The sequence below is a fragment of the Hydrogenophaga intermedia genome (assembly GCF_023715105.1).
Lineage (GTDB): Bacteria > Pseudomonadota > Gammaproteobacteria > Burkholderiales > Burkholderiaceae_C > Hydrogenophaga > Hydrogenophaga intermedia_A.
In genome coordinates, this window is record NZ_JAMBNO010000001.1 from 273247 (window position 1) to 291830 (window position 18584).

An 18584-nucleotide genomic window follows, 5' to 3' on the forward strand; every position below is an offset into this window, starting at 1 on the left:
CGAAATGACCCGTCCTGCCATCCTCATCACGCGCAAGGTATTTCCCGACGTGGTGGAACACCTGCGCCAGCATTTCGACGTCGATCACAACGACGCTGACGGCGTTCTTTCACCGGCGCAACTCATCGAGCGTCTGCAAGGCAAGGTGGGTGCACTCACCACCGGCAGCGAACGCATCGACGGCGCTGTGGCGGGTGCCTGTCCGCAACTGCGCATCGTGGCCAACATCGCGGTCGGTTACAACAACTTCGACGTACCCGCGCTGAGTGCCGCGGGCGTGCTGGCCACCAACACGCCCGACGTGCTCACCGAGACCACCGCCGATTTCGGCTTTGCACTGCTCATGGCCACCGCGCGCCGCCTCACCGAGAGCGAGCACTTTCTGCGCGCCGGCCAGTGGAACCGCTGGGCGCTCGACATGTTTGCGGGCGCAGAGGTGCACGGCAGCACGCTGGGCATCCTGGGCATGGGCCGCATCGGCCAGGCGATCGCGCGCCGCGGCGCGCACGGCTTTGGCATGAAGGTGATCTATCACAACCGCTCGCGGCTGGACGCAGCCACCGAGGCCGAATGCAAGGCGCGCTACGTGGACAAGGCCACGCTGCTGCGCGAGGCCGATCACCTCATCCTCGTGTTGCCCTACAGCGCCGAGAGCCACCATGCCATTGGCGCGGCCGAGATCGCGCAGATGAAGCCCACGGCCACGCTCACCAACATCGCACGCGGCGGCATCGTGGACGATGCGGCGCTTGCGGCGGCGCTGAAGGAGCGGCGCATTGCGGCTGCCGGCCTGGACGTGTTCGAAGGCGAGCCGAAGGTCCACCCTGATCTGCTCACCGTGCCCAACGTGGTGCTCACGCCGCACATCGCCAGCGCCACGATCCAGACGCGCCGCGCCATGGCCATGCTGGCGGCCGACAATGTGATCGACTACCTCACCACCGGCCAGCCGCGAACCCCGCTCAACGCCGACATCATCGGAAAGGGCGCTCGCCCGTGATGGCTTCCTGGCTGCTGCTGGTTCTGTTGGCGCTGGCGGTCATCGCCGTGCTGTTGCAGGTGTTGCTGCTGCGCCGTCAGCCGGCGCCCGACGCCACCGAACTGGCGCACCGCCAGGCCGTGCTGGCACAACTGCAGCAGGTTGTGCAGCGCGTGGAGCACGTGGAGGGCGAATTGCGCCGCGAGGTGGCCGACAACGCGCGCGCCGCACGCCAGGAGCAGCAGCAAAGCCTTGCTCGCTTCCAGGAATCGCTCACCGCGCAGTCGGCCGAAACCACGCGCACGCAGAACGCGCAGCTCGATGGCTTCGCGCAGCAACTGGTGCAGTTGCGCGGCGCGCTGGGCGACGCGCTCACGCGCCAGTTGCAGGACATGAGCGAGGCCAACGCGCGACGCCTGGCCGAAATCCGCACCACGCTCGATGCCCAGCTCACGCAGTTGCAGCAGGGCAACGCGGCCAAGCTCGACGAGATGCGCGCGGTGGTTGACGAGAAGCTGCAGAGCACCTTGCAGGCGCGCCTGGGCGAGAGCTTCAAGCAGGTGGCCGACCGCCTGGAGCAGGTGCACAAGGGCCTGGGCGAGATGCAGACGCTGGCGCAGGGTGTGGGGGATTTGAAGCATCTGCTCACCAACGTGAAGACGCGGGGCATGTTCGGCGAGGCGCAACTTGCCGCCTTGCTGGAGCAGGTGTTCGCGCCCGACCAATACGCCACCCAGGTGGCCACGCGACCGGGCAGCCGCAACGTGGTCGACTTCGCGGTGCGCCTGCCCGGCCGCGGCGATGACGGTGCGCCGTGCTGGTTGCCGATCGATGCCAAGTTCCCGAACGAGGACTACGAGCGGCTGCTTGATGCGCAACAGCGCGCCGATGTGGAGGGCGCCGAGGCCGCGGGCAGGGCACTGGAACAACGCATCCGCCTGGAAGCAAAGTCCATGGCCGAGAAGTACCTCGAGCCGCCGCACACCACGGACTTTGCCATCCTGTTCCTCCCCACCGAAGGCCTCTATGCCGAGGTGTTGCGCCGCCCCGGTCTGATGGAACTGCTGCAGCGCGAGCACCGCGTCACGCTGGCCGGCCCGACCACGCTCATGGCCATGCTCAACTCGCTGCAGATGGGCTTTCGCACGCTCGCGCTGGAAAAGCGCAGCAGCGAGGTCTGGCAGGTGCTGGGCGCGGTCAAGACCGAGTTCGGCAAGTTCGGCGACGTGCTGGCCAAGGTGAAAGGCCAGACGCAGACCGTGCTCAACACGCTGGAAGCCGCCGAGGTGCGCAGCCGCGCCATGGGCCGTGCGCTCAAGACCGTCGAGGCGCTGCCGCAGGAGCGCAGCAGCGCCTTGCTGCCGCTCGACAACGACCCCTCCGAGGCACCTTGAACCCCCGCTTGCGTGTGGATCTCGTGCGCCTGATCGGCTCGCAGATCTGCGTGCACGCGTGCATGACGGGCTTTCGCATGGCCGCGCCGCTGATGGCGCTGCGAGAGGGTCACAGCGCCTTGTCGGTGGGCGTGCTGCTGGCTTTGTTCGCCGTCTCGCCCGCTGTGCTGGCCTTGCCCGCCGGCCGCTTTGCCGATCGGCACGGCTTGCGCCACCCCGTGCGGGTGGCGGTGGCCGTGGCCAGCGCCGGAGCCATGCTGGCGGTGGCCTGGCCGGCGTTCTGGGTGCTGTGCCTTTCGGCCACGGCTTGCGGTGCGGCCAGCGGGATTGCCATGATCGCGCTGCAACGCCACGTGGGCCGGCTCGCCCACGACGCCACCGAACTGCGCCAGGTGTTCAGCTGGATGGCGGTTGGTCCTTCGATCTCCAACTTCCTCGGGCCGCTGCTGGCCGGCTTGCTGATCGACGCCGCGGGCTTTCGCTGGGCCTTTCTGTTGCTGGCATCGCTGCCTTGGTTGGCCTGGTGGTGGGTACGGCGCACGCAGGAGTTGCCGAGCGCGCCGCAGCCCGCGGATGGTCGCAAGCGCTCGTCCTGGGACTTGCTGCGCAACCCCGATTTTCGCCGCCTCATGGTCTTGAACTGGATGCTGTCATCGTGCTGGGACGTGCACACTTTTCTGGTGCCCGTGATCGGCCACGAGCGCGGCCTGAGTGCCACTGCCATCGGCACCATCCTGGGCGCCTTCGCGCTGGCTGCCACTGCGATCCGCCTGATCCTGCCCTGGGTGGCGGCCCGGCTGCGCGAGTCGGCCGTGATTGCCACCGCCATGGTCTGCACGGCACTGCTCTTTGCGCTCTACCCGCTGGCGCATGCGGCGTGGTCAATGGCGGGTCTGTCGGTATTGCTCGGTCTGGCGTTGGGCTCGGTGCAGCCCATGATCATGAGCACGTTGCACCAGATGACGCCGCCGCACCGGCACGGTGAAGCGCTGGGCCTGCGTGCCATGGCCATCAATGGATCGAGCGTGGTGATGCCGCTTCTGTTCGGCTCCACCGGCGCCCTGCTTGGGGTGGCGGGCGTTTTCTGGATCGTGGGTGCTGCGATCGGCTCGGCCTCGCCGATCGCCTGGCGGCTGCGCCCGCCGGCGGGCGGCCCGGCACCGGTGTCAACCCTGGAATCCTGATTTCCCGGGCTTTCAGCGCGTTGTCAGCGGGGCGGAAGGACGCTGCGTTTACGATCGCAGGTTGACCCGAGAGAGACACCGTGCTGCTGATCACCATCCTGCTGCCTCTGCTGCTGGGTACCTTGCTCCCCCTGTGGTTGGGGAACAAGTCCCGTCCTTTGACCGCCCTGGCCGCGTTCGCGGTGACGTTGGCCAGCCTGGCCGCGTTGCTGTCGCAGGCCCCGGCCGTGATGCGGGGCGAGACCGTGTTCAACCGTTGGGAGTGGGTGCCGGAACTTGGCCTGAACCTCAGCCTGCGCCTTGATGGCCTGTCGTTGATGTTCGCGGGCCTGATCCTGTTCATCGGCCTGCTCATCGTCACCTACGCCCATTGGTACCTGAGCGCGAAGGACTCGGTGGCCAAGTTCTTCAGCGAGATGATGCTGTTCATGGCCGCCATGCTGGGCGTGGTGCTGTCGGACAACCTCTTGCTGCTGGTGGTGTTCTGGGAGCTCACCAGCCTGTCGTCGTTCCTGCTCGTGGGCTACTGGAGCCACCGCGCCGACGCGCGCGCCGGCGCGCGCCAGGCACTGGCCGTCACCGGTGGCGGTGGCCTGGTGATGCTCGCCGGCGTGGTGTTGCTGGGCCAGATCGCGGGCACGTACGACATCAGCGGCATGCTCTCGCAGGTGGCCACCATCCAGGCCGACCCGCGTTTCGTGCCTGCGCTGCTGTGCATCCTGGTGGGCTGCTTCACCAAGAGCGCGCAATTCCCGTTTCACTTCTGGCTGCCCGATGCAATGGCCGCGCCCACGCCGGTCTCTGCCTATCTGCACTCGGCCACCATGGTGAAGGCGGGTGTGTTCCTGCTCATGCGGCTGTACCCGGTGCTGGCGGGCACCGGCCACTTCGAGGTCATCGTTGGCACGGCGGGCCTCGTGACCATGCTGTTCGCTGCCTTCATTGCGATCTTCAAGCACGATCTCAAGGGCCTGCTGGCCTATTCCACCGTGAGCCACCTCGGCCTGATCACCTTCCTGGTCGGGCTCGGCTCGCCACTGGCCGCAGTGGCGGCAGTGTTCCACGTGCTCAACCACGCCAGCTTCAAGGCCTCACTGTTCATGATCGCGGGCATCGTCGACCACGAGACGCATTCGCGCGACATGCGCCAGCTTGGCGGCCTGTTCGCGCTCATGCCCTGGACGGCCACACTCGCCATGATTGCGGCAGCGTCGATGGCTGGCGTGCCGCTCACCAATGGCTTCCTGTCAAAGGAGATGTTCTTCACCGAGGCCGTGAACGGCACCAGCGGCCTGTGGCACCTGCTGGTGCCGCTGGCCGTCACCCTCGGCGGCATCTTCAGCGTCGCCTACTCGCTTCGGCTGGTGCATGACACCTTCTTCAACGGCCCGCTGGGTGATGTGCCGAACACACACCCGCATGAGCCGCCGCTGGGCATGAAGGCCCCGTCGATGCTGCTGGTGCTGATCTGCCTTGTGGTGGGCCTGCTGCCCGCGGTCACTTTCGGACCGCTGGTGCACGTGGCGGCCACCGCGCTTGCCGGGCGCCCGCTGCCTGAGTACCATCTTTCGCTCTGGCACGGCTTCAACCTGCCGCTGCTGATGAGCGTGATCGCACTCGCGGCGGGTGGGGGCCTGTACCTGTGGCTGGCGGCGGGTCGGCGCCTGCACCGCATCCAGAGCGAAGTGTGGTTTGGGTGGGCCACGGGACGGCGCATTTTCGAGGGTGCCATCGATGGGCTCTTCGGCCTGGCCGGGCGCGTCACCGAGCGGCTGGAAAACGGCTCGCTGCAGCGGTATGTGGCCTGCTTTCTGGTGGCGGCGTTGGTGCTCGCTGCCTCACCGCTGGTGGGCAGCGGCATCGGCACTGGCGAGCGAGCAACGCTGCCGGCCACGCCGCTCGCGCTGGTGGTGTGGGCACTCCTGCTCGCGGCCTGCCTGGCGCTGGTGCTCACGCACCACCAGCGGTTCCGCGCCGTGGTGCTGGTCGGCGTGGTCGGCCTGATCGTCTCGCTCACGTTCGTCGGCCTCTCCGCACCCGATCTCGCGCTCACGCAGTTGTCGGTCGAAGTGGTCTCGGCGGTGCTGCTGCTCATGGGCCTGGCGCTGCTGCCGCAGCACTCGCCGCGCGAGACGCCCGCCGTGCGGCGGGCGTGGCATGCCGGCCTGGCACTTGCCGTGGGCGCCGCGGTGGCGGTGGCGGCCTGGTGGTTGCTTACGCGCGGGCACGATTCGATCTCCTGGTACTTCCTGGAGCAGTCCTACCCCAAGGGCGGCGGCACCAACGTGGTCAACGTCATCCTGGTCGATTTCCGCGGCTACGACACCTTTGGCGAGATCACCGTGCTCGGCATCGCCGCGGTGGGCGTGCTTGCGCTGATGGACGGGCTGCGCACGCGCCGCGGAACCACCGACCCTGACGGGCGCGCCTGGACCTTTGCGCGCCAGCCGCTGCTGCTGCGCATGGCAGCCAGCGTGGTGCTGCCGGTGGCCCTGGTGTTTTCGGTCTACATCTTCATGCGTGGGCACAACCTCCCGGGTGGCGGCTTCATCGCGGGCCTGATCACCGCGGTGGCGCTGGTGCTGCAGTTCATGGCCATGGGGCAGGCGCGCGCGGAACTGCTGCTGCGGGCCGGTGGCGGGCGGCGCTTCGTGCGCTGGATCGGTGCCGGCCTGGGTATCGCCGGCCTTACCGGCGTGGGGGCCTTCGTGCTCGGCCGGCCGTTTCTCACCAGCGCGCACGGCCATCCGCATGTGCCGCTGCTGGGCGAGCTGCCCTTCGCCTCGGCGGCCGCGTTCGACCTGGGTGTGTACCTCACCGTGGTGGGGTCCACGTTGCTGACCATCTCGGTGCTGGGCACCGTCTCGCGCGAGGCACCTGCCGGCGCGCCCCGGAGCACGCCATGATCAGCATGGAATTCCTGCTCGCCAGCGGCATCGGCGTCGTCACCGCCGCCGGCGTCTACCTCATGTTGCGTGGCCGAACCTTTCCGGTGGTGTTGGGTTTGTCGATGTTCGGCTACGCGGTCAACGTGTTCATCTTCGTGATGGGGCGGCTGTGGTTCAACGCCAACCCGATTCTCGTGGGCGAGGGCGCGGTCGCCGACCCGCTGCCGCAGGCGCTGGTGCTGACGGCCATCGTGATCGGTTTTGCGACCACCGGACTCGTGATCGAGCTGGCCCTGCGCAGCCGTCACGAGAGCGGCAGCGACCACGTCGATGGCCAGGAACCCGGAGGGCGTGAGCGATGAGCGCGATCACCGCTTTCTGGCTGCAGCACGCTCCGGTGCTGTCGGTGCTGCTGCCGCTGTTCACGGCCGTGGCCCTGTTGCTCATTGGCGACTCGGGGGGCATGGCGGGGCAGGGTGGCGGGCACGACGATGCCCGGCTGCGCTGGCGCAGGCGCCTGTCGCTGCTCTCGGTGTCGCTGGGCCTGCTGATGTCGATCGGCCTCGTGATGCACGCCGCCACGGGAGACATCCTGGTCTACCGGCTGGGCGAGTGGCCGGCGCCTTACGGCATCGCCCTGGTGCTTGATCGGCTGTCTGCCCTGATGGTGCTGCTCACCCAGTTGGTGGCGCTGCCCGTGCTCTGGTACGCCAGTTGTGGCTGGGACAGCCGGGGACGCCACTTCCACGCGTTGTTCCAGTTCCAATTGATGGGCCTGAGCGGCGCCTTCCTCACGGGTGACCTGTTCAACCTGTTCGTGTTCTTCGAGGTCTTGCTGATCGCCTCCTACGTGCTGCTGGTGCACGGACAGGGACGCGAGCGCTTCCGCATGGGCGTGCATTACGTGGTGCTCAACCTCACGGCGTCCGGCCTGTTCCTCATCGGCCTGGCCATGCTGTACGCGGCCACCGGCACACTCAACATGGCCGACGTGGCGCTGCGCCTGCAGCAGCTGCAAGGCGATGGTGTGGCGTTCGCGCGCGCTGCCGCGCTGCTGCTGCTGGTGGTGTTCGGCCTCAAGGCGGCGCTGGTGCCCTTGTATTTCTGGCTTCCCGGCACCTACGCCGCGGCCAGCGCGCCGGTGGCGGCGTTGTTCGCCATCATGACCAAGGTGGGCGCCTACAGCATCATCCGCGTTCACTGGAGTGTGTTCGGCGAGCAGGCCGGCGGGGCTGCGCTGGTTGCCCAGGATTGGTTGCTGCCTGCCGCGCTCACCACGAGCGTGCTCGGCGTGCTCGGTGCACTGGCCGCGCATTCCATGGGGAGGCTGGTCGCCTACCTCACCGTCTCCTCGGTGGGCACGATCCTCGCGGGCGTCGGGTTGTTCAGTCCGGCCACGCTGTCGGCCGCTCTCTACTACACGCTTCACAGCACGATCGTGATGGCCGGGCTGTTCCTGCTGGTCGAACTCATGGCCGCGCAGCGCGGGACCGCCTGTGATCGACTGCAACCTGCCAACGCCGTGCGCGAGCCGCTTTTGCTGGGGCTGATGATGCTGTTCGGCGCGGCCTCGGCGGCCGGGCTGCCGCCGTTACCGGGTTTCCTGGGCAAGCTCATGATTCTGGACAGCGCGGCCGGCCTGGCGGCGCAGGCCTGGGTCTGGAGCATCGTTCTGCTGGTCGGCTTCTTCAGCATCGTGGGCCTGGCCCGTGCCGGCGTGGTGGTGTTCTGGCATGTGCAGCCAGCACCCGCCGATGGTGATGTGTCCGGCGCGAGCCGCCCCATGCTGGCGGCCGCCTGGGCCTTCATGGCGTTGACGGTGGCGATGGCGGTGTTCGCCTCGCCGATCAAGCGCTACACCGACGCCGCGGCCACCCAACTCGCCGACCCCATGGCCTATGTGCGCGCGGTGCTCGGCGAGGAGGCCGTGACACAGCCGACCACGCGACCCTATGACGGCCAGCGCGCTCCGGGCGGCGCTGCGAAGGAGCAACCATGACCACTGCCGAGGACAAGTCCACGGCCAGCCGCACTGGCTGGTTCGACCATCCCGTGCTCTCGCTGCTGCTGGCGGCGAGCTGGCTGGCGCTCTCGCGCAGCCTGGAGCCGGTGCACCTGCTGTCGGCCGCGCTGCTTGGGCTGATCGTGCCGCGCCTGCTGCACCGATTCGTGCCACCCAGGGGTTCGCGGGTGCGGTGGGGCGCCGCGCTGCGTCTCACCCTCGTCGTGCTGTGGGACATCGTGAAGTCGAACATCACGGTGGCACGCATCGTGCTCGGCCCCATGCGCAAGCCGCAACCAGCGTGGCTCGCGGTGCCGCTGGCCAGCGGGCACGAGCGCGTCAATGCGCTGTTTGCCAGCATCATCACCACCACGCCCGGCACCGTGTCAGCCGTGGTGGATGAAAGCCGGCAGGTCATCTGGGTGCACGCGCTGGATTGCGATGATGCCCAGGCTGCCATCGACGACATGAAGACGCGCTACGAGGCGCCACTGCTGCGCATCTTCGGTGTGGTGGAGGCATCGCCATGAGTGTGTTGAATCTGGCCATTGACATCGGCAGCATGGCCGTGGCCTTGTCCATGGTGCTTTGTGGTTGGCGCCTCCTGCGCGGCCCCGAGGTGACCGACCGCATTCTTGCCATCGACACCCTTTACCTGAGCGCGGTGGCGCTGGTGGTGATGCTGGGCATGCGTTGGAGCACGCCGCTGCTGTTCGAGGCCGCCCTCATCATCGCCATGCTGGGCTTCGCGTCCACCGTGGCGCTGGCGCGATACCTCACCCGCGGCGACGTCGTCGAATGAAGGAGCAAGCGCGATGAACCCCGTGATCGAATGGCTGGCGGCCGCGCTCGTGCTGGTGGCGGCCTTCTTCATCCTGGTGGGCGCGATCGGCCTGATCCGCCTGCCCGATTTCTTCATGCGCCTGCATGCTCCGACCAAGGCGTCGACGCTGGGCGTCGGTGGTGTGTTGCTGGCATCCATCCTGGTGGGTGCGGCGCAGGGCCGGCTCGGGGTGCCCGAGTTGCTGATCACGCTCTTCGTCTTCGTGACGGCACCGGTATCGGCCAACCTCATGGCACAGGCAGCGCTTCACCTGGCCTTGCCTTCGCGCGCGAAACTGCCGCCCGACGTGGTGCCTGAGCGGCCTGCGCCCTGAACCCGAGGCCCTGCAGGTAGGCGTCCATGGTTTGGCGCCCGTTCTTGACGAGGTCGAACGCGCCGGGGTCGAGCAGCCAGTTCTGGATCAGGCCATCCACCATCACATGCAGGCCGAGCGCGGCCGTGGCCAGGGGCACCGGCAGAGTGACGCCCTGTCGCCGCACCGCCTCGCGCAACGCGGCACGCGTCATGGCCATGCACTCGTTGCGCACGCGCAAGTGGCGCTCTCGCACGGCCTGCATTTCGTCGGTGTACTCCACCTTGTGCGTGGCCACCTCGAACACGCGGCGCGTGCGCTCATCGGTTGCGGTCTGGCGCAGCGCGCGGGTCATCGATTCGCGCAAGGCGTGCAGCGGATCGTCCTGCGCCGGCGCCATCTGTCCGACCTCGGCGAGCGACGCCTCCAGCGGCATCGTCACGCGCGCCATCATGGCGTTGAAGAGGTCGGCCTTGTCGCGGAAGTGGTGGTACACGGCGCCGCGCGTGGCCCCGGCAGCGGTGGCAATGTCGGCCAGCGTGGTGCTGGACACGCCCTTGGCCTGAAACAAGCGCTCGGCGGCGTCGAGCAGCCGGTTCCTTGTTTCCTGGGCTTCGGTTTTCGTGCGGCGGACCATGAATGGGATACGACAGGGCGGGGGGATTACAAAGCTGTAAATATACATACATTCGCGTATGTATACTCGTCTCCCTCGTTCGAAGCCTGCCGAACCCGAGGTCATTCCCCATGCCAACGTCTCTCGCCTTGCCGCACCCGCGTGCGGCCCGCACCCTTGTTGTCCTCGCCATCGCACTTGCCCTCGCCGCTTGCGGCAAGTCCGAAGCGCCCGCCCAGGGCGCTGGCGCGGCACCGCCGCCGCCCGAAGTGGGCGTCATCACGGTCCAACCCGGCGATGTGGGCCTGATCAACGAGTTGCCCGGGCGCCTGGAGGCCTCTCGCGTGGCGCAGGTGCGTGCCCGCGCAGCCGGCATCCTTCAGCAGCGCCTGTTCCGCGAAGGCAGCGAAGTCAAAGCGGGCCAGCGCCTGTTCCAGATCGACCCGGCGCCTTACCAGGCCGCGCTGCAGAGCGCGCGGGCCACACTGGCACGTGCCGAGGCCAACCTCGGTCAGGCACGCGCGCTGGCCGAGCGCTATGCGCCGCTGGTCAAAGAGAACGCCATCAGCCAGCAGGAGTACGCGAACGCCCAGGCGGCGCAGAAGCAGGCCGAGGCCGACGTGGCCGCCGGCCGCGCCGCGGTTCGCACGGCCGAGATCAACCTGGGTTACGCCAACGTCACGGCACCGATCGGCGGGCGCATCGGCCGGGCATTGGTGACCGAGGGCGCGCTGGTCGGGCAGGGTGAGGCCACGCAGCTGGCGGTGATCCAGCAGATTCACCCCATGTACGTGAACTTCACGCAGTCGGTGGGCGAGGTCTATCGCTTGCGTCGTGCGTTCGAAGGCGGCCAACTCAAGGGCACCGGCAAGGACGTGGCCCGGGTGCGCGTGGTGCTCGAGGATGGCAGCGTGTACCGTCTTGAAGGCCGGCTCCTGTTCTCCGACCTCACGGTGGACAGCACGACCGGCCAGGTGAGCCTGCGCGCCGAGATCCCCAACCCCGAAGGCCAGTTGCTGCCCGGCCTGTACGTGCGCGTGCGCATCGAGCAGGCCACGGCAAGCGACGCGGTGCTGTTGCCGCAGCAGGCGGTCACGCGCAGCGCGCAAGGCGACACGGTGATGGTGGTCGATGGCGAAGGCAAGGTGACCACGCGCAATGTCACGCTGGGCGGCGAACAGAACGCACAGTGGGTGGTTCTGGATGGCCTCAAGTCAGGCGAGCGTGTCGTGGTGGACGGCTTCCAGAAGATGCGACCGGGCGCCCCTGTCAAGCCAGTGCCGTGGACGCGGCCCGGCGAAGGCGCACCGGCCGTGAAGTCGAGCTGAAGGACGCCCGCACATGGCCCGCTTCTTCATCGACCGTCCCATCTTCGCGTGGGTGATCGCGCTCTTCATCATGGTGCTGGGCGCGGTGTCCATCACCCAGTTGCCGATCGCGCAATACCCGCCCGTGGCGCCACCGTCCATCGTGGTCAGCGCCACTTACCCCGGTGCGTCGGCCAAGACGCTGGAAGACTCCGTGCTCTCCATCATTGAACAGGAGATGAACGGCTCGCCCGGGTTGATCTACATGGAGTCGGTGGCGCAGGCCAACGGCACCGGCTCGATCACGCTGAGCTTTCAGCCCGGCACCAATGCCGACCTCGCGCAGGTGGATGTGCAGAACCGCCTCTCGCGTGCGTCACCGCGCTTGCCGGCGGCGGTGACGCAGCAGGGTGTGCGCGTTGACAAGTCGCGCAGCAACTTCCTGCTCTTTGCCATCCTCACCAGCGACGACCCGAAGTGGGACCCGGTGGCGCTGGGCGACTACGCCACGCGCAGCGTGCTGCCCGAGATCCAGCGCGTGCCGGGTGTGGGCCAGGCGCAGCTGTTCGGCACCGAGCGTGCCATGCGCATCTGGATCGACCCGGCGAAGCTGCTCGGATTCAACCTCAGCGCAGCCGACGTGACCGCCGCCATCCGCGCCCAGAACGCACAGGTCTCGGCCGGCGAGATCGGCGCGTTGCCCAACGTCGCGGGCCAGGGCATTTCGGCCACCGTGGTGGTGAGCGGGCAGCTCAGCTCGGTCGAGCAGTTCGGCAACATCGTGCTGCGCTCGGACACCAGCGGCGCCACCGTGCGCCTGAAGGACGTGGCGCGCATCGAACTCGGTGCGCAGGCGTATGCCACCTCGGCGCGCCTGAACGGCAAGCCCTCCACCGGCATCGGCGTGCAGCTCTCGCCCAGTGGCAACGCGCTGGCCACGGCCGACGCGGTGCGCGCCAAGCTCACCGAGCTGGAACGCTTCTTCCCCGAAGGCATGAGCTGGGTGATCCCCTACGACAGCTCGCGCTTCGTGAAGATCTCCATCGAGCAGGTCGCGATCACGCTGCTGGAGGCCGTGGCGCTGGTGTTCCTGGTGATGTTCCTGTTCCTGCAGAACTTGCGCTACACCATCATCCCGACCATCGTGGTACCGGTGGCACTGCTGGGCACCTTCGCCACGTTGCTGGCCATGGGATTCTCGATCAACGTGCTCACCATGTTCGGCATGGTGCTGGTGATCGGCATCGTGGTGGACGACGCCATCGTGGTGGTGGAGAACGTCGAGCGCATCATGAGCGAGGAAGGCTTGCCGCCCTTGCAGGCCACGCGCAAGGCCATGGGCCAGATCTCGGGCGCCATCATCGGCGTGACGGTGGTGCTGATCGCGGTGTTCGTGCCGCTGGCGTTCTTTGCCGGCTCCATCGGCAACATCTACCGCCAGTTTGCGGCGGTCATGGGCGTCTCGATTGCCTTCTCTGCCTTCATGGCGCTGTCGCTCACGCCTGCGTTGTGCGCCACGCTGCTCAAGCCAGTGGCCAAAGGCCACCACGTCGAGAAAAAGGGCTTCTTCGGCTGGTTCAACCGCGGCTTTGCGCGCACCACCAACGCCTACACCGGCTTCGTCGGGGCGGTGCTGCCGCGTGCGGGACGCATGCTCATCATCTACCTGATCATCGGCGCCGCCGCGGCCTGGGTCTATCGCAGCCTGCCCACCTCCTTCCTGCCACAGGAAGACCAGGGCACCATGCTGGTCAACGTGCAACTTCCCCCCGGTGCCACGCGCGAGCGCACGCTGGCGGTGATGGAGCAGGTGGAAGACTACATCCTCGACCAACCGGAGGTGCAGAGCATGGTGAGCGTGCTGGGCTTCAGCTTCGCCGGCCAGGGGCAGAACGCGGCGCTGGCCTTCATCACGTTGAAGGAATGGAGCGAGCGCACCGAGCCTGGCAGTTCGGCACAGGCCCTGGCGGGACGCGCCTTCGGTGCGCTCTCCGGCATTCGCGATGCCTTCATCTTTCCGCTGAGCCCGGCGCCGATTCCGGAGCTGGGTTCTTCCTCCGGCTTCAGCTTCCGGCTGCAGGACCGCGCCGGGCTGGGCCGCGACGCGCTGCTGCAGGCACGAGGACAACTGCTGCAACTGGCGTCGCAAAGCCCGTTGCTTGCCCAGGTGCGCCCTGACGGCCTGGAGGATGCGCCGCAATTGCAGCTCGACATCGACCGCGATCGCGCGCAGGCGCTGGGGGTGGGCTTCGATGCCATCAGCAACGCCATCGGCACGGCCCTGGGCTCCAGCTACGTCAACGACTTCCCCAACAGCGGGCGGCTGCAGCGCGTGATCGTGCAGGCCGATGCGCCCGCGCGCATGCAGCCGGACGATCTGCTGGAGCTCAACGTGGTGAACAACCGCGGCCAGGCGGTGCCACTGTCGGCGTTCACGAGCACGAAGTGGATCAAGGGCCCGATGCAGACCGTGCGTTACAACGGCTACCCGGCGGTTCGCATCACCGGCTCGGCCGCGCCGGGCCGCAGCACGGGCGAGGCCATGGCCGAGATGGAGCGCCTGGCCGCGCAACTGCCGCAAGGTTTCGGCTACGAATGGACCGGCACCTCGCGCGAAGAGAAGCTGGCGGGTTCGCAGGCGCTGGTGCTCTACGCCTTTGCCATCCTGGCCGTGTTCCTGTGCCTGGCTGCCCTCTACGAGAGCTGGACCATCCCGCTGTCCGTGATCCTGGTGGTGCCTCTGGGCGTGCTCGGCGTGCTGCTGGCCACCTTGTTGCGGGGCTACGAGAACGACGTGTACTTCCAGGTCGGCCTCATCACCATCATCGGCCTGTCGGCCAAGAACGCGATCCTGATCATCGAGTTCGCCAAGGACGTACAGGCCCAGGGCAAGACGGTGTTCGAGGCCGCGCTGGCCGCGGCGCGGCTGCGCTTTCGCCCGATCATCATGACCTCGATGGCCTTCACGCTCGGCGTGGTGCCGCTGGCCATCGCCTCCGGCGCGGGCTCGGCGAGCCAGCGTGCCATCGGCACCGGTGTCATCGGCGGCATGATCACCGGCACCCTGCTGGCCGTCGTCTTCGTGCCCCTTTTCTTCGTCGTGGTGCGGCGCCTGTTCAAGGGCAGCGAACGCCAGCACCAGCGCGATCTCGAAAGCGCACGCGCGCATGGAGCCTACAGCGATGAATCGTGATCTCACCGCCCACCTGAGCCCGTTGCTGGCGGCCCTGCTGCTGGCCGGCTGCTCGATGATCCCGACCTACGAGCGCCCCGCCGCACCCGTGCCGCAGGTGTTTCCGCTGGCCGCGGACACGCCCGAGCAACGCAGCGCCGCCGATACCGACTGGCGTGCCTTTGTACAGAACCCGCAACTGCGCACGCTGATCGAGCGCGCACTGGCCAACAACCGCGATCTGCGCGTGGCCACGCTCAACATCGAGCGCGTGCGCGCGCAGTACCAGATCCAGCGCGCCAACCAGTTCCCCACCATCAACGCGGCCGCCAGCGGCAACCGCCAGCCCGACGGCAATGGCGGCATCCAGAGCAGCTACAGCGTGGGCCTGGCCATGAGCGCCTGGGAGATCGATTTCTTCGGCCGCCTGGGCGCGCTGAAGGAAGCCGCGCTGGCCGAGTACCTGGCCAGTGAGCAGGCGCGCAACGCGGCACAGACCAGCCTGATCGCCGCGGTGGCCAGCAGCTGGCTGAGCCTTCAGGCCAACGAGGCCTTGCTGGCGATCACACGCCAGACGCTGGCCTCGCGTGAAGATTCGTTGCGCCTGACCAAGCTGCGCTTCGACAACGGTGCCACCTCTGCACTGGACCTGCGCCAGGCCGAATCGCTCGCCGCCACCGCCCGTGCGGCCTTTGCGCAGCAGCAGCGCGCACGCGCTCTCGACGCGAATGCGCTCAACCTGCTGGTGGGCGACAGCGTGCCCGCCGAGTTGCTGCAGGTGGCCGAGGGCGACGCAGCGCTGCTCGCCGACGTGCCTGCGGGCCTTCCGTCGGACTTGCTCACCCGCCGTGCCGACATCCTGCAGGCCGAGCAGGCCCTCATCGCGGCCAACGCCAACATCGGCGCTGCGCGTGCGGCCTTCTTTCCCCGCATCTCGCTGACCGCGAGCGTGGGCACCGCCAGCAGCGAGCTCTCGGGCCTGTTCAAGGACGGCTCCTGGGGCTTTACGTTGAGTCCGCAGGCGCTGCTGCCGATCTTCGACGCCGGGCGCAATCGCGCGGGCCTCGAGGCGGCCGAGGCGACGCGCGACATCGCCATCGCCCAGTACGAGAAAGCGATCCAGACCGCCTTCCGCGAGGTGGCCGATGCGCTGGCCGGCCGCGCCACGTTGGCCGATCAGCTGCAGGCGTTGCGCGACCAGGTGACGGCCGAGACCGACCGCTTGCGCCTGGCCGAGCTGCGCTACCGCAGTGGTGTCGCGAGCTTCCTCGACGTGCTCGACGCACAGCGTTCGCTGTTCGCGGCACAACAGGCCGAGGCGCAGACACGCCTGGCCCTGCAGCAGAACCGCGTGGCACTCTACGCGGCGCTGGGAGGCGGTTGGCAGGAGTGAGGCCGCGTGGGTGACCCCGTGGGCGGGCCGGGGTGGAAAGGCGTGATGCCCCCCCGCTCAGTCCACCGCTGGCAGGCCGTAGAAGCGCACGATCGCGTCCCACGCCGCCTGTGGGTCGTCCACGTACTCGAAGAGCTGCAGGTCCTCGGGCGATATCGTGCCTTCCTCGACCAGCACGTCGAGGTTGATCAGGCGCTTCCAGTAGTCGGTGCCATAGAGCACGATGGGCACCGGCTTGGCCTTCTTGCATTGCACCAGTGTGATCACCTCGAACAGCTCGTCGAGCGTGCCGAAGCCGCCCGGGAAGGCGAGCAGCGCCTTGGCGCGCATCATGAAGTGCATCTTGCGCAGCGCGAAGTAGTGGAACTTGAAGCTCAGCTCGGGTGAGATGTATGGGTTGGCTGCCTGCTCGTGCGGCAGTGCAATGTTCAGGCCCACGGTCAGCGCGCCTTCGTCGTGCGCGCCGCGGTTGGCGGCCTCCATCACACCGGGGCCGCCGCCGGTGCAGATGAACAGCTTGTCCTGGCTCGGGCACTTGGCGCTGTAGCGCGCCACCAGGCGTGCGAACTCGCGCGCACGGTCGTAGTAGTGGGCGTTGCGCACCAGCGCCTGGGCGCGTGCGATCGCGCGCGCGTCGCCCGAAGCTTCGGCGCTGGCGAGCGCGGCATCGGCTTCGCTGCGTTCCCGAAAGCGCGCGCTGCCGAACACCACAATGGTGTTCTCGATGCCGAGCTGCTGCTGTGCCAGATCGGGCTTGAGCATTTCGAGCTGGAACCGGATGCCGCGCGTTTCGCGTCGCAACAGGAACTCCGGGTCGGCAAAGGCAAGTCGGTAGGCGTCGGCCTGCAGCGGGTGCCCGCTGTCGGCGTGGGCCTGCAGTTCTGCCCAGGCGTCGGCCAGGCGTCGTTCGGTGATGTCCTGATGGGCTTCCATGGTGTTTCTCTTGAGCCTGTTCACAAACCGATGGCCAGCGCCAGTGGCACGAAGACCACCGCGAGCGCGTTGCCGACCATGATGGAGGCGGCCACCTTCTCGGGTTCCTGATGGTATCGGTCGGCCAGCATGTACTGGATGACGGCGGGCGGCAGGGCTGCGAACAGCAGCAATTGCCCCCGTGCTGCGCCCTCCAGCCCCAGGGCCCAGACCAGTGGAATGCCGATCGCCAGCCCGATGATCGGGCGCGCCAGCGCGCCCAGCAGGCCGAGTGCCATGCCCGAGCGCGTGAGCGCGGTCAACCGCACGCCCAGCGCAAACAGCATCAGCGGCAGCGAGGCGTCGCCCAGCAGTTTCAGGCCCGACAGCAGCACCGGCGGCGGCCGCAGTTCCGTGGCGGCGCTGAGGAAGCCGAGCAGGGTGGCGATCATCAGCGGGCTGGTGAGCAGGTCTCGCGTGCGCGCGGCGCTGCTGGTGATGCGCGCGCCGAGCGAGAAATGCAGCAGGTTGCTGACCGAGAACAGTGCCACCGCGGCACCGAAGTTCTGCGGCCCGAAGGCCAGCAGCGCCAGCGGCAGACCCATGTTGCCGCAGTTGTTGAACATGGCCACCGGCACCAGGGTGCGCGGCTGGGCCCCGAACGCGCGCGCCAGCGGCCAGGCGAGCAAACCGCTACCCAGGATGAGCACGGTCCCGCCGATCAACAGCGGCACGTGGTCCCCCAGTGCAAAGTCGCGCGAGGCCAGCGCGGAGTAAACCAGCAGCGGCGCCAGCACGTCCAGCGCAATGCGGTTGAAGCTGCTCAGATCCACCGGCTTGCGGCGCGCGTAGCCGTAGCCGATGGCCACGATCAGGAACACCGGGATGATGACGTCGGCGATGCGGGCGATGAGTTCCATGGGGCGCAATGCAGAAGGGCTCCGTGTGGAGCCCTTCGTGTCTTTCGACGGATGTGTGCGATCAGACGCGCTTGCGGTATTCGCCGGTGCGCGTGTCGATCTCGATCTTGTCGCCCTGGCTCACGAACAGCGGCACGGGCACTTCGAAGCCGGTGGCGATCTTGGCGGGCTTGAGCACCTTGCCCGAGGTGTCGCCCTTGACGGCGGGTTCGGTCCAGGTGATCTCGCGCACCACGCTGGTGGGCAGTTCGACCGAGATGGCCTTGCCTTCGTAGAACACCACCTCGACGGCCATGCCGTCTTCGAGGTAGTTCAGGGCGTCGCCCATGTTTTCAGCTTCAACTTCGTACTGGTTGTAGTCGGCGTCCATGAAGACGTACATGGGGTCGGCGAAGTAGGAGTAGGTGCACTCCTTGTGGTCCAGGATGATCTGGTCCATCTTGTCGTCGGCCTTGAAGACGACTTCGGTGCCGATGTTGCCGAGCAGGCCCTTGAGCTTCATGCGCACGGTGGCGGCACCGCGGCCGCCGCGTGCGTATTCGGTGCGCAGCACGATCATCGGGTCCTTGCCGTGCATGATCACGTTGCCGGCGCGGATTTCCTGGGCGATTTTCATAACGGGATTCCAGTGGTGGTTGCCCGTTGGCCGGGCGTACAGGCGTGAGCGGATGGCCCGGGCGT

At 67.8% G+C, this 18584-nt stretch carries 16 protein-coding genes; 12 read left to right on the plus strand and 4 right to left on the minus strand.

Annotated elements, in window-relative coordinates:
* The first annotated feature begins 4 nt into the window (after positions 1-4).
* The 9 genes from M3149_RS01305 to M3149_RS01345 all read left to right on the plus strand — a co-directional run bounded on the left by M3149_RS01305 (position 5) and on the right by M3149_RS01345 (position 9604).
* Positions 5-1000 carry a 2-hydroxyacid dehydrogenase gene (locus tag M3149_RS01305; RefSeq protein WP_251707525.1) on the plus strand — a complete coding sequence of 332 codons (996 nt, stop codon included), beginning with the start codon at positions 5-7 and terminating at the stop codon, positions 998-1000.
* Complete coding sequence (gene rmuC, locus M3149_RS01310; RefSeq protein ID WP_251707526.1) at positions 1000-2373, plus strand: DNA recombination protein RmuC; 1374 nt, start codon at positions 1000-1002, stop codon at positions 2371-2373. Before M3149_RS01305 ends, rmuC begins: the two co-directional genes overlap by 1 nt.
* Positions 2370-3557 (plus strand): MFS transporter, encoded by a 1188-nt coding sequence (locus M3149_RS01315; protein ID WP_435370712.1) that lies wholly within the window; start codon positions 2370-2372, stop codon positions 3555-3557. Before rmuC ends, M3149_RS01315 begins: the two co-directional genes overlap by 4 nt.
* A gap of 80 nt (positions 3558-3637) precedes the next feature.
* Complete coding sequence (locus tag M3149_RS01320) at positions 3638-6463, plus strand: monovalent cation/H+ antiporter subunit A (RefSeq protein ID WP_251707527.1); 2826 nt, start codon at positions 3638-3640, stop codon at positions 6461-6463.
* A 5-nt stretch (positions 6464-6468) separates the two neighbouring features.
* Positions 6469-6807, plus strand: a complete 339-nt coding sequence (locus M3149_RS01325; RefSeq protein ID WP_251707603.1) for a Na+/H+ antiporter subunit C — start codon at positions 6469-6471, stop codon at positions 6805-6807.
* Complete coding sequence (locus tag M3149_RS01330; protein WP_251707528.1) at positions 6804-8444, plus strand: monovalent cation/H+ antiporter subunit D; 1641 nt, start codon at positions 6804-6806, stop codon at positions 8442-8444. Before M3149_RS01325 ends, M3149_RS01330 begins: the two co-directional genes overlap by 4 nt.
* Positions 8441-8977: a Na+/H+ antiporter subunit E gene (locus M3149_RS01335; RefSeq protein WP_251707529.1), complete on the plus strand. Its 537-nt coding sequence runs from the start codon at positions 8441-8443 to the stop codon at positions 8975-8977. Before M3149_RS01330 ends, M3149_RS01335 begins: the two co-directional genes overlap by 4 nt.
* The gene (locus M3149_RS01340) at positions 8974-9249 is read left to right on the plus strand and encodes a K+/H+ antiporter subunit F (RefSeq protein WP_251707530.1); all 276 of its coding nucleotides are present in this window, start codon (positions 8974-8976) and stop codon (positions 9247-9249) included. Before M3149_RS01335 ends, M3149_RS01340 begins: the two co-directional genes overlap by 4 nt.
* Before the next feature lie 13 nt (positions 9250-9262).
* A complete protein-coding gene (locus M3149_RS01345; protein ID WP_251707531.1) occupies positions 9263-9604 on the plus strand; it encodes a Na+/H+ antiporter subunit G in 342 nt (113 codons plus the stop codon).
* Here the strand turns inward: M3149_RS01345 and M3149_RS01350 are convergent.
* Positions 9519-10220 carry a TetR family transcriptional regulator gene (locus M3149_RS01350; RefSeq protein ID WP_251707532.1) on the minus strand — a complete coding sequence of 234 codons (702 nt, stop codon included), beginning with the start codon at positions 10218-10220 and terminating at the stop codon, positions 9519-9521. The genes M3149_RS01345 and M3149_RS01350 overlap by 86 nt on opposite strands.
* A gap of 110 nt (positions 10221-10330) precedes the next feature.
* Between M3149_RS01350 and M3149_RS01355 the strand changes: the two genes are divergently transcribed.
* From M3149_RS01355 to M3149_RS01365, 3 genes are read left to right on the plus strand one after another with little or no spacing between them, the layout of a single operon-like run.
* Positions 10331-11527, plus strand: a complete 1197-nt coding sequence (locus tag M3149_RS01355; protein ID WP_251707533.1) for an efflux RND transporter periplasmic adaptor subunit — start codon at positions 10331-10333, stop codon at positions 11525-11527.
* A gap of 13 nt (positions 11528-11540) precedes the next feature.
* Positions 11541-14699 carry an efflux RND transporter permease subunit gene (locus tag M3149_RS01360; protein ID WP_251707534.1) on the plus strand — a complete coding sequence of 1053 codons (3159 nt, stop codon included), beginning with the start codon at positions 11541-11543 and terminating at the stop codon, positions 14697-14699.
* Positions 14689-16071 (plus strand): efflux transporter outer membrane subunit, encoded by a 1383-nt coding sequence (locus M3149_RS01365; protein WP_251707535.1) that lies wholly within the window; start codon positions 14689-14691, stop codon positions 16069-16071. The genes M3149_RS01360 and M3149_RS01365 overlap by 11 nt, the downstream gene beginning before the upstream one ends.
* Positions 16072-16128: 57 nt before the next feature.
* Here M3149_RS01365 and M3149_RS01370 read toward each other — a convergent pair whose 3' ends face one another.
* The 3 genes from M3149_RS01370 to efp all read right to left on the minus strand — a co-directional run bounded on the left by M3149_RS01370 (position 16129) and on the right by efp (position 18519).
* The gene (locus M3149_RS01370) at positions 16129-17004 is read right to left on the minus strand and encodes a TIGR00730 family Rossman fold protein (protein ID WP_251707536.1); all 876 of its coding nucleotides are present in this window, start codon (positions 17002-17004) and stop codon (positions 16129-16131) included.
* Between the two features lie 20 nt (positions 17005-17024).
* Complete coding sequence (locus M3149_RS01375; RefSeq protein WP_251707537.1) at positions 17025-17903, minus strand: AEC family transporter; 879 nt, start codon at positions 17901-17903, stop codon at positions 17025-17027.
* 61 nt (positions 17904-17964) lie between these two features.
* Entirely contained in the window at positions 17965-18519 is a 555-nt protein-coding gene (efp, locus tag M3149_RS01380) for an elongation factor P (protein WP_251707538.1), read from the minus strand.
* Between the last annotated feature and the right edge of the window lie 65 nt (positions 18520-18584).

Excerpts from the sequence above, each read along its gene's own strand:
- M3149_RS01305 (WP_251707525.1), top strand. The coding sequence starts at position 5 with ATGACCCGTCCTGCCATCCTCATCACGCGCAAGGTATTTCCCGACGTG.
- rmuC (WP_251707526.1), top strand. The coding sequence starts at position 1,000 with ATGGCTTCCTGGCTGCTGCTGGTTCTGTTGGCGCTGGCGGTCATCGCC.
- M3149_RS01325 (WP_251707603.1), top strand. The coding sequence starts at position 6,469 with ATGGAATTCCTGCTCGCCAGCGGCATCGGCGTCGTCACCGCCGCCGGC.
- M3149_RS01330 (WP_251707528.1), top strand. The coding sequence starts at position 6,804 with ATGAGCGCGATCACCGCTTTCTGGCTGCAGCACGCTCCGGTGCTGTCG.
- M3149_RS01335 (WP_251707529.1), top strand. The coding sequence starts at position 8,441 with ATGACCACTGCCGAGGACAAGTCCACGGCCAGCCGCACTGGCTGGTTC.
- M3149_RS01340 (WP_251707530.1), top strand. The coding sequence starts at position 8,974 with ATGAGTGTGTTGAATCTGGCCATTGACATCGGCAGCATGGCCGTGGCC.
- M3149_RS01345 (WP_251707531.1), top strand. The coding sequence starts at position 9,263 with ATGAACCCCGTGATCGAATGGCTGGCGGCCGCGCTCGTGCTGGTGGCG.
- M3149_RS01350 (WP_251707532.1), bottom strand. The coding sequence starts at position 10,220 with ATGGTCCGCCGCACGAAAACCGAAGCCCAGGAAACAAGGAACCGGCTG.
- M3149_RS01355 (WP_251707533.1), top strand. The coding sequence starts at position 10,331 with ATGCCAACGTCTCTCGCCTTGCCGCACCCGCGTGCGGCCCGCACCCTT.
- M3149_RS01360 (WP_251707534.1), top strand. The coding sequence starts at position 11,541 with ATGGCCCGCTTCTTCATCGACCGTCCCATCTTCGCGTGGGTGATCGCG.
- M3149_RS01365 (WP_251707535.1), top strand. The coding sequence starts at position 14,689 with ATGAATCGTGATCTCACCGCCCACCTGAGCCCGTTGCTGGCGGCCCTG.
- M3149_RS01370 (WP_251707536.1), bottom strand. The coding sequence starts at position 17,004 with ATGGAAGCCCATCAGGACATCACCGAACGACGCCTGGCCGACGCCTGG.
- M3149_RS01375 (WP_251707537.1), bottom strand. The coding sequence starts at position 17,903 with ATGGAACTCATCGCCCGCATCGCCGACGTCATCATCCCGGTGTTCCTG.
- efp (WP_251707538.1), bottom strand. The coding sequence starts at position 18,519 with ATGAAAATCGCCCAGGAAATCCGCGCCGGCAACGTGATCATGCACGGC.